Origin of the sequence: Streptomyces sp. NBC_00989 (genome assembly GCF_045162655.1) — a bacterium.
Lineage (GTDB): Bacteria > Actinomycetota > Actinomycetes > Streptomycetales > Streptomycetaceae > Streptomyces.
This window is the reverse complement of record NZ_CP108728.1, coordinates 1,716,512-1,726,181: the sequence shown is the minus strand read 5'-3', so window position 1 is coordinate 1,726,181 and position 9,670 is coordinate 1,716,512. Positions and strand designations below refer to the sequence as shown.

Below are 9,670 nucleotides of genomic sequence, written 5' to 3'. Positions count from 1 at the left end.
GCCTTCCGGTAACGGCCTGACGCCTCTCTGCCGGACGGTGCCCGGGCCTGCCCGTCGATGACGGGTCAGGCCCGGGCACCGTCCCATGTGGCGTCCGAAGCCCGCGTCGCACCGAACGCCTTCCGGACCTGCGTGGCGCCGGCAGGCGCTACGCACGGGCACACGTTCCGCCAGGTGGCGGCTTCCACGGTCGAGGAGGCTCCCGCCCGCTTACGGACGGCGCGGCAGGGCGGCGTCCGCGGGGCCGAGTGACGCGAGACCACGACGGGTCGCTGTCGGGAGGGGAACACGAACGCCGAGCCGGGTCACCGCATGAGGTGACCCGGCTCGGCGTTCGAGGGGACGGAGTCGGTCAGGACCCGAGTTGCGCGCTGCCCGCGATCACCGCGGACGGCGACGGCTGGTGGCCGACGCTCCTGCGGTCGGTCGCCTGGTGGGAGAACTGCGTGTGGTAGAGATCGGCGTAGAGTCCTGCCGCCGCCAGCAGTTCCTCGTGGGTTCCGCTCTCGCAGATCCGGCCGTCCTCGACGACCAGGATCTGGTCGGCCTCGCGGATGGTGGACAGTCGATGGGCGATCACCAGCGAGGTGCGGCCGGCGAGGGCAGTCCTGAGCGCCTGCTGGATCGCCGCCTCCGACTCCGAGTCCAGATGGGCGGTCGCCTCGTCGAGCACGACGATCGGCGGGGCCTTGAGCAGCAACCGGGCCAGGGCTATCCGTTGCTTCTCGCCGCCGGAGAGACGGTAGCCGCGGTCACCCACGACGGTGTCGAGGCCCTCGGGAAGAGCGGTGATGGTGTCCCACATCAACGCCGCCCTGCACGCCTCGATCAGCTCCTGCTCGTCGGCGCCGGGACGGGCGTACGACAGGTTGGCGCGGAGGGTGTCGTGGAAGAGGTGGGACTCCTGGGTGACGACACCGACGTTCTCGCGCAGTGAGTCGAGGGTCAGCTCACGGATGTCGTGGCCGCCGATGCGTACGGTGCCGAGGTGCGGATCGTACATACGGGGCACCAGCTGGGTGATGGTGGTCTTGCCGGCGCCCGACGGGCCGACCAACGCGGTGAGTTTGCCGGCCGGAGCGCGGAAGCTCAGTTCGTGGAGGACTTCCTGCGCGGTCGCGTCCGACCGCTCGTGCTTGCGGCTCGCGGTCGCCTCCAGTGACTCCATCGACACCTCGTCGGCGCTGGGGTACCGGAAGGAAACCCCCTCGAACTCGATGTCCGGGGCGTCCGCGGCCGATCCCTCCCGGCTCTCGGCACCGGCTTCGGGCAGCAACGCCTTGGCGCCGGGGCGCTCGGTGATCAGCGGCTTGAGATCGAGAACCTCGAAGACCCGGTCGAAGCTGACCAGGGCGACCGTGGCGGTCGCCTGCATGGTCGACAGTTCGTTGACGGGGCCGTACAGCCGCATCAGCAGGGCCACCATGGCCACCAGCGTGCCGAACTCGATGGTCCCGTCGATGGTGAGGGCGCCGCCCAGGCCGTAGACCAGGGCCGTGGTGAAGGTCGTGAGAACGGTGACGATGATGGGCAGCAGCCGACCCCAGACGACCAGCCTGATGGCGAGGTCGCGGACTTCGGCGGCCTTGCCGGCGAACAGCGCGTCCTCGTCCTGCGGACGCCCGTAGAGCTTGGCCAGCATGGCGCCCGAGACGTTGAAACGCTCGGTCATGATCGAGCTCATCTCCGCGTCCTGCTCCATGAGCGATCTGGTGATGCGCTGCATGCGACGCGTCAGCAGACGCGCGGGGATCAGGAACAACGGAATCATCACCAGAGCCGCCACGGTGATCTGCCAGGAGAGGTAGAACATCGCGCCGAGGACCAGGACCAGGGTCAGAATCGTGGAGACGGCCTGGGTGAGCAGGGTGGTCACGGCCTGCCGGGCACCGGCGACATCAGTGTTGAGCCGGCTGATCAGCTTGCCGGTCTGTGTGCGGGTGAAGAACGCCAGCGGCTGCTGCTGCACGTGCGAGAACACCTGGGTGCGCAGTTGGTAGACGACTCCTTCGCCCACCCGGCCCGAGCACCAGCTCTGCATGTAGGCGACCCCGGCGTCCACCAGGGCCAGTCCGGCCAGCGCCAGGCTGAGCCACACGACGACGTCGAGGTGCCCGGGCAGGATGCCCTGATCGATGATGTACTTCAGGATCAGCGGACTGGCGGCCGCGATGCAGGCGTCCAGGGCGGTCACCGTCAGCAGCAGCGCCACCTGCCGGCGGTAGGGCCGGGCGTACGGGAGGATGCGCCGCACCGTTCCCGGTCTGACCTGCTGGCGCTGGAGCGACTCGTCGCCCGGCCGCAGCCGTATCGGGCCCATGGACGGGCGGTTTAGCACGGTCACGGAAACTGCCTCGCTCTCTGTTCTTCTCGCATCGCCGCATCGGGTGGAGAGAAGACATCGGGTCAACATCCGGCGACCAGGACCGGAATTCTGCGGTGTGCTGAAATCGCCGTCGCAGCATTCCATGAAGAGAAAACCGTGGCATCCACGATGCAGTGCACGGTCGCCCCGATCAATGCCGGACGGACCGTTCATCCGGCTGTTTGCGGGGTGCTCGGCTCATGGCACGGGAAGGGTGCCGAGCCCGGAGAGGAAATCGCGGCGCTTCGGGGTGTCAGCGCGGAATGGCGTCACGCGCGAGGACCCCGGGAAGGCCGGAAGGCCGTGAAAGACGAGGGTGGGATGCGGGGGAGCCGGAGCTCCCCCGACACCGTCGATCAGCCCTCGGTCCAGCCGTGGTTCTTGGCGGACTGGAGCAATCCCGCCCGGATCTGCACAATCTGATCTCCCGTCAGCGACGGGGCCGTCGACAGGAGCACCTCGGTCACCTCGTGCAGGTACTCGTTCGCGGCGAGCACGTCGCACAGGGAGTCGTCGCCGTCGGCATGCCTGGTGGGCTCCGACGCCAGGGCCGCGGCGACGCCGACGGGCGTCTGGAAGGCCGCGGACTTGGCCTCGGCCCCTTCCGCGAGCCGGACGGCCGAGGCCTTGAGCCCGCGGTCACCCTCCTCCACCTCGAACTGGACCGCGAGGCCCGAGCGAATATAGTGCTCGGGGATCAGGAGATCGTTCACGTGCAGGAAGACGTCGTCCCCTCCGTGATCGGGAGCGATGAATCCAAAACCCCGCACACTGTCGAACCGCACCACATGACCGGTAACCATGCCCACCAACCCCTTGCCCACCGGGCCCCTTGCCCGGATCAGCGTCATGCTGAAGAAGATAGGACAGGGGCACCCGTGGAGGCGAGCGGCCGGCGGTGGAACAGGACGTTCAACCGCCGCCGTGCCGCACTTGAACGCCGTCTCGTGACGGCCGCGGATTGGTCTTCGCCGGTTGCCCGAACTGCATGCTGGAGGTAGGTTCGAATGCAGTTTCGGGCGTTCTGGAGGAGTGGCGGTGAGTTGATGAAACCGCTACCGGTGTACTGGTCGCGAGTTCGACAGCATTGATTCCGCATTTCCCTCACTGCCCGGCGGTCGCAGATTTTCTGCCGAAAGTCGTCGTCAAGAACAGACGTTTCTTCAGTGGGGGAGCGGGAAATGAAGCGTAGCGCTGTCGACTCGAGGTATCCAGAATCCTCCGGAGAAAGAGACGGCTCGGCCTGGTCCGCCGCGCCTCCCGCGTCGGCCGTGCGCGGGGTCACGTCCGTTCCGGTCGCCTCGCTCCTTCCCGCGGACTCCCCGCGTCTCGAGGGCCAGGCCGCGGAGCACGTGGCCCGGTTGGCGGCGGTGGAGACCCCGCTCCCTCCCATCCTGGTGGACCGGCGCAGCCTGCGCGTGATCGACGGAATGCACCGGCTGGCGGCCGCCTTCCGCAAGGGCGAGGCGACCGTCCTCGTCGAGTTCTTCGACGGCACCGCCGAGGAGGCCTTCCTGCGGGCTGTCGAGGCGAACGTGACCCACGGCCTCCCGCTGTCGAGGGAGGACCGCCGAGCCGCGACCGAGCGCATCATCGCCTCGCATCCCGCGATGTCGGACCGGGCGATCGCCCGGGTCGCGGGCCTGGGAGCCAAGACGGTAGCCGCCATACGGCGCAACTCCGCAGGCGGGAACACCCAGTTGAGCGCGCGCATCGGCAGGGACGGCAAGGTGCGCCCCCTCAACGGCGCCGAGGGCCGCGAGCGGGCCGCTCGACTGATCGCCGAGCGTCCGCAGGCGTCGTTGCGCGAGATCGCGAGGCTCGCCGGTGTCTCGCCCGCGACGGTGAGCGACGTCCGCAGACGGCTCCTGGCCGGCGAGCCGCCCGTCCCGGAGCAGACGCCCCAGCCGGCCCCGCCCGGCGGCGGGCGCCCGCAAGCCGACGCCGTGGATCCGATCCTGCCGGTGGTGTCCGCCGCGCCGGAGGGGCCGCGGCCGCCTGCGCGTGGCAGCCGGCTGCCGGTCCCCGACCACGCCGCCCTCTTCGACAGGTTGCTCAGCGATCCGTCGCTGCGGCACAGGGAGGGGGACCTGCGCCTGTTCCGGGTACTCCAGCGCAACGCGATCGAGGAGCGGGGCTGGTCCAAGCTGGCCGCTGCGGTGCCCTCGCACTGCGGGGACCTCGTCGTCGACCTCGCCCGCCAGTACGCCGAGACCTGGCTGGAGGTGGCGCAGGAACTCGACGAAGGCGCCGGGTGAGGGCCGCGCGGGGAACCGGCGCGGGAGACCTTGACGCGAACTGACGAGCCCTGGTGCGTCCCGTATGCCCTCTGGGCCTCTGGGCCTCTGTGGGGCGGCGAACATCTCCTTGGCTCTCCTTGGCTCTCCTGCGCGGCGAACAACCCCCACTCCTCGTGTGCCGCGGACGCCCGCCCCGGCTCCTCGTGCGTCTCGTTCAGGCGCGCCCCAGGACGACGACGGCGTTGTGCCCGCCGAAGCCGAACGAGTTGCTCACCGCTACGGGGACCGGGGCGGACCGCGGAGCGCCGTGCACGATGTCGATGTCGGCGATGTCGGCCCCCGGCTCATCGAGGTTGGCGGTGGGCGGGACGACGCCCTGTTCGACGGACAAGGCCGTGAACACCGCCTCGGCGGCGCCGGCGGCTCCCAGCATGTGCCCCGTCACTCCCTTCGTGGAGGTGACCGCCGTGTGCGAGCCGAAGAAGCTGTGGATGAGGCGTGCCTCGACGGCGTCGCCCAGCGGCGTGCCCGTGGCATGCGCGTTGACCAGCGCCACGTCCGACGCGGCCACCCCGGCGTCCGCCAGTGCGCTTCGCATGGCGAGCCGCGCGCCTTTCCCGTCCGGGTCGGGCGAGGTGAGGTGGTGGGCGTCCGTGGACTCGCCGTACCCCAGGAGCGTCGCGTACGGGCGTCGGCCACGGGCCCGCGCGTCCGCCGCACGCTCCAGCACGAGCACCGCGGCCCCTTCCGCCAAGACGAAGCCGTCACGGTGCCGGTCGAACGGCCGGGACGCCGACGACGGTTCGTCGCGGCGCCGGGACAGGGCCTTGAGCCGGTCGAAGGCGGCGGACAGGAGCGGGGTGATCGCGGCGTCGGTGCCACCGGCCAGCACGACGTCGCAGCGGCCGGCGCGCAAGAGGTCGAGGGCGAAACCCAGCGCCGTGGTGCCGGATGCGCACGCGGTGGCCACGGCGAGCGTGGGTCCGTTCAGGCCGAGGTCCAGGGCCACAGCGGCCGCGGCCATGTTCCCGATGGCCTTGGGGACGGTCAGCGGATTGACCGCACGCGGCCCCGTGTTCCGCAGCCGCGCCGACTGCTCCAGCCAGGTTTCCAGGCCACCGACGGCGGTACCGATCAGCACTCCTACCCTGGCCGGGTCCCAGTGCCCGCCGTCCGCCGCCGCGTCCGCCACGGCTTCGCGGGCCGCCGCGACGGCGTACTGCGTGAAGGGATCCATCCGGCGCGCGTCGGTCCCCAGTACCGCGTGCGCGTCGAACGCCGACACCGCACAGCTGAAGTCCACGGCCATGCCCTCGAGCCGGGCGTCGGAAGCCGCCGTGGGCAGCCCGGCACAGGCTGCCTTCCACGCCGTCGCCGTGTCCGTGCCGGCGGGCGACACCATCCCGACGCCCGTGATCACCACATCCGGGTGCTGCTGTCTTCGCCCGTTCATGCCGGCACGACCGCCCCGCGAACGTGCAGCAGCCCGGCCAGCTCGGTGACGGTGGTGGAGCCGGTCAGCTCCGCCTCGTCGACCGTCACGCCGAGTTCCTCCTCCAGATGCGCGCCGAGCTCCGCCAGGGACAGCGAGTCCACTTCCAGTTCCGCGAACGACTTGTCGGGGTCGATGACTCCGGGGACCTTGTAGACGGTGCCGAGGAGGGTGGTGAGGTAGTCGATGAACACAGGTGGCTCCTTCTGTCAGACCTCTGAGGTGACGGCGGTCAGCTGTGGCCAGATCAGTCCCGTGGACGCCCAGCTGAGGCCGCCGCCGAAGGCGGTCAGCACGGTGCGGGCCCCGGGTTCCAGCCGGCGGTCGGCCACCGCGCCGGCCAGGGCCAGCGGGATGGAAGCGGCCGCGGTGTTGCCGGTGTGTGTGAGTGCGCAGAGCACGCGTTCCGGCGGGAGTCCGAGCCGGCCGGCCAAAGCCTCGATGATGCGTGCGTTCGCCTGGTGCGGTACGAGCATGCCGAGAGTTCCGGGGCTCCAGCCGCAGTCCTTCATGACCCGTCGGGCCGACTCCGCCATGCGGTCGATGGCCTGCAGGTACACCTTCCGTCCGGACATGCTGAACCAGCGTTGCCCGGTGCTCTGTTCGCGGGCGCCGGGGATCCGGATCAGATCCGCGCCCGTGCCGTCGCTGCCCAGGTCGTGGGCGAGGAGCGCCCCGGGGTCGCCGGTCGCGCCGGAGCGCAGCACGACCGCCCCTGCCCCGTCCCCGAAGAGGACGGCCGTGGACCGGTCCGCCGGGTCGACGATGCGTGAGTACGTCTCCGCCGCCACGACCAGGACGCTGTCCACGGTGCCGGCCGTAATCAGGGCGCCTGCCGTCGTCAGCGCGTACAGGAACCCACTGCAGGCGGCTGAGACGTCGAAGGCGAGGACGTGTCCCAGTCCTGTGCGGGACGCGATCTCGGGGGCTGCGGAGGGGCAGGGGCGCTCCGGTGTCGTCGTGGCGAAGACGAGGCCGTCGACGGTGTCGGTCCCCGCCGACCGCAGGGCGTTTCCGGCGGCCTCGCAGGCCAGGTCGAGCACCGACAGTTCCGGGTCGATGCGCCGGCGGGACTGGATTCCGGTACGGGTGCGAATCCATTCGTCACTGGTGTCCAGGCCTTCCGCCAATGAAGTGTTGTGGACCGCTCTCGACGGAAGGCAGGCTCCCAGTCCGGAGATCACGGCCGCTGCCCGGGGTTGGGAATCCCTCCGGGTACCGATGCCGAGGCGTGACACGCTCATTCAGCCGCCTCCCAAAGTGCGTGCGCGATCGGCACGGCGGTCCCGTGGCATGAGGTGATGTGAATCGTCCGGCGACGGTATCCATTTCCGGATCCGTGCACAACTGTGGCCGGAAAAGGTCTTCACGTATCGCCGGAACGGAAATTCCGCATCACCTTCCAAGGTCGGCTGCTGCTGTGAACTCACAGCTGAGAAGGGGTGAGTTGTTCAACTGGTGCGGCGGCGCAGTTGAACGATGGGTGTGGTGCTGCCGCTGATTGATTAGCCTCCAACCGTTGCTGATCGGGGGATGGCCCTGACCGGCCGGCTGATTTGACTACCTCGGAAGGGACGGCGTGGTGACGAATCCATTCGACGACCCCGATGCCAACTACTATGTCTTGGTCAACGAAGAGGGGCAGCACTCCCTCTGGCCGGTCTTCGTGGATACGCCGGGTGGCTGGAAGACCGTGTTCGGTGAGGCGGGCCGCGCGGAATGCCTCGACTACATCGAGAGGACCTGGACCGATATGCGTCCCAAGAGTCTGATCGAGGCCATGGAGAAGAAGTAGGCATTCGAAAAGCCCGTGCCCCCGGTCCGACGTCCACGTCGGGCCGGGGGCACGGGCGTGTGTGTGCCGCCGTGCCGCCGACTCGTTCTGCCCCCCGGCCGGCCCTCAGTCCGCCGGGCGAGGCGTGGGTACGGTCGCGCCGGCCTGCCGCAGGAGGTCGGGCAGGGCGTCCGCCATCCGCTCCATCGTCTGGTCCAGGACGAAGTGCCCCGCGTCGATGTGATGGAGGGAGAACGCGGTGCTCGTCTCCTCGCGCCAGGCCGCCAGGTCCTCGAAGCTCACGAAGGGATCGTGCCGGCCGCCCACCGCGGTGATCGCCACGTCCAGGGGTGCCGCCTGCCCGGGCGTTCCCTCCTCGGCGATACGGAAGTCGGCGCGCAGCGTCGGCTCGAATACGTCCATGATCTCGGGGTCGTCGAGCACGGAGGCGTCGATCCCGCCGTAGAGCGCGACGCGTTCGAAGAACGCCTCCCGCGGCAGCAGGTGGATCGACTCCGAGGAATGCCGGACGGGTCCCGCGATGGAGGACACGAACAGGGCGGCAGGAAGCCGCCCTTGTGCCTCGCGGATGCGGCGGGCCACTTCCAGCGCGACGACGCTGCCGGAGCAGTGCCCGAGGAAGACGAAAGGCCGGTCGGTCAGCGGCGCGACCACGGGTGCGAGCGCGTCCACCAGTCGGTGGAGGTCGTCGAAGGGCCGCTCATCGATCCGGTTCTCCCGCCCCGGGTAGCGCACGGCGCACAGTTCGGCCCCGGGTGGCAGGCGCCTGGCCCACGGGGTGAACGCGGCCGCCCCCGCGCCCGCGTGCGGGAAGCAGAAGACTCTGATGCCCGGATCCTCGGTCCGCCGGGGACGGACGACCCACCGCTTGGCGGACAGCAGGGCCCGCGGGTCCGGTGCCGGCGGGCGTGCCGGTACCGGTGGCGGTGCGGGTACCGGTGGCGGTGCGGGGGCGGCGGGTGCGGGTGCGGGAGAAACTTCCGTCATCTCACGCCACCCGCCATGCGAAAACGGTGTGGAGATCGGTGGTGCGGTACTCCGCCGCCTGCCGGACGAACGTGGTCATGCCCTGGCTCTCCAGGAGCGAGACCACCGCGTTGAGCGCCCCGCCCCGATCGGCGACCTCGACGGCGGCATTGGCGATCGTCGGCCACAGACGGTCGCCGATGCCCCGCAGGACCCGCAGTTCGAAGCCCTCCACGTCGACCTTGAGGAAGTCGATCCGGTCGATGCCGGCCCGCTCGGCGAACGTCTCCACGCGCCGCACGTCACAGCGCACCAGCCGCCGTTCGTCGAGGCTGTCTTCCACCAGGTCTTTCGCCTGATGGATGAACTCCTCCCGGAGCTCCTCGTCGATGGAGTCGGCGGCGCTGGTGATGAACGCCGAGGCGAGCACCCTGTCGACCGCCGGGTCGGCGTCGAAGCCCGACATCATGGTGTAGTTGGGGTAGTAGGTCAGCTCGCGCGTCTGGTCCTCGTCGCCCAGCGCCAGGTTGTGGACGCGCACACCGGGAAGGTGGCCCGTGTTCCGCCGGAGGGCGTCGAAGACGTCGGGCGCCGGCTCGAAGGAGAACACCTGTGCGTCGGGCCACTGCTGCGTCGCGAAGAGCGTGAACAGCCCTATGTTGGCGCCGACATCGAGAACCACCGGCTTCTCGGACATGCGCCAGCCCTGCGGTGGGACGTAGGACTCGTCATCGAAGATCTCGCCGTACAGGTAGTCCGTCTCGTTGCCGTTGAGACTGAAGACGTGCATCCCGTTCGGGAGCTTTCTCCTG

At 69.9% G+C, this 9,670-nt stretch carries 9 protein-coding genes; 2 read left to right on the top strand and 7 right to left on the bottom strand.

Annotation, left to right across the window (positions count from 1 at the left end):
• Positions 1-352: 352 nt before the first annotated feature.
• Both OG714_RS07715 and OG714_RS07710 read right to left on the bottom strand, forming a co-directional pair.
• Complete coding sequence (locus OG714_RS07715; RefSeq protein ID WP_393765542.1) at positions 353-2,320, bottom strand: ABC transporter ATP-binding protein; 1,968 nt, start codon at positions 2,318-2,320, stop codon at positions 353-355.
• A gap of 401 nt (positions 2,321-2,721) precedes the next feature.
• On the bottom strand, positions 2,722-3,168 hold the full coding sequence (locus tag OG714_RS07710) for a cold-shock protein (protein ID WP_406131750.1): 447 nt from the start codon (positions 3,166-3,168) through the stop codon (positions 2,722-2,724).
• A 468-nt stretch (positions 3,169-3,636) separates the two neighbouring features.
• Between OG714_RS07710 and OG714_RS07705 the strand changes: the two genes are divergently transcribed.
• Complete coding sequence (locus tag OG714_RS07705) at positions 3,637-4,623, top strand: transcriptional regulator (protein WP_406119504.1); 987 nt, start codon at positions 3,637-3,639, stop codon at positions 4,621-4,623.
• Positions 4,624-4,819: 196 nt separating this feature from the next.
• Here the strand turns inward: OG714_RS07705 and OG714_RS07700 are convergent, their stop codons facing one another.
• From OG714_RS07700 to OG714_RS07690, 3 genes are read right to left on the bottom strand one after another with little or no spacing between them, the layout of a single operon-like run.
• Positions 4,820-6,058 carry a beta-ketoacyl-[acyl-carrier-protein] synthase family protein gene (locus OG714_RS07700; protein WP_406119502.1) on the bottom strand — a complete coding sequence of 413 codons (1,239 nt, stop codon included), beginning with the start codon at positions 6,056-6,058 and terminating at the stop codon, positions 4,820-4,822.
• On the bottom strand, positions 6,055-6,291 hold the full coding sequence (locus OG714_RS07695; protein WP_393765532.1) for an acyl carrier protein: 237 nt from the start codon (positions 6,289-6,291) through the stop codon (positions 6,055-6,057). Before OG714_RS07695 ends, OG714_RS07700 begins: the two co-directional genes overlap by 4 nt.
• A gap of 15 nt (positions 6,292-6,306) precedes the next feature.
• The gene (locus OG714_RS07690) at positions 6,307-7,341 is read right to left on the bottom strand and encodes a beta-ketoacyl-ACP synthase III (RefSeq protein ID WP_406119500.1); all 1,035 of its coding nucleotides are present in this window, start codon (positions 7,339-7,341) and stop codon (positions 6,307-6,309) included.
• Between the two features lie 338 nt (positions 7,342-7,679).
• On the opposite strand from OG714_RS07690, the gene OG714_RS07685 reads away from it, so the two are divergent.
• Positions 7,680-7,892 (top strand): MbtH family protein, encoded by a 213-nt coding sequence (locus tag OG714_RS07685; protein WP_393765528.1) that lies wholly within the window; start codon positions 7,680-7,682, stop codon positions 7,890-7,892.
• 105 nt (positions 7,893-7,997) lie between these two features.
• On the opposite strand, the gene OG714_RS07680 is transcribed toward OG714_RS07685, so the two are convergent.
• Complete coding sequence (locus OG714_RS07680; RefSeq protein WP_406119498.1) at positions 7,998-8,879, bottom strand: thioesterase II family protein; 882 nt, start codon at positions 8,877-8,879, stop codon at positions 7,998-8,000.
• 1 nt (position 8,880) lies between these two features.
• Positions 8,881-9,648, bottom strand: a complete 768-nt coding sequence (locus OG714_RS07675; protein ID WP_393765524.1) for an FkbM family methyltransferase — start codon at positions 9,646-9,648, stop codon at positions 8,881-8,883.
• Positions 9,649-9,670: the final 22 nt, after the last annotated feature.

Coding starts and splice junctions, on each gene's coding strand:
- OG714_RS07675 (WP_393765524.1), bottom strand. CDS start 9,648: ATGCACGTCTTCAGTCTCAACGGCAACGAGACGGACTACCTGTACGGC.
- OG714_RS07710 (WP_406131750.1), bottom strand. CDS start 3,168: ATGGTTACCGGTCATGTGGTGCGGTTCGACAGTGTGCGGGGTTTTGGA.
- OG714_RS07690 (WP_406119500.1), bottom strand. CDS start 7,341: ATGAGCGTGTCACGCCTCGGCATCGGTACCCGGAGGGATTCCCAACCC.
- OG714_RS07715 (WP_393765542.1), bottom strand. CDS start 2,320: ATGGGCCCGATACGGCTGCGGCCGGGCGACGAGTCGCTCCAGCGCCAG.
- OG714_RS07680 (WP_406119498.1), bottom strand. CDS start 8,879: ATGACGGAAGTTTCTCCCGCACCCGCACCCGCCGCCCCCGCACCGCCA.
- OG714_RS07700 (WP_406119502.1), bottom strand. CDS start 6,058: ATGAACGGGCGAAGACAGCAGCACCCGGATGTGGTGATCACGGGCGTC.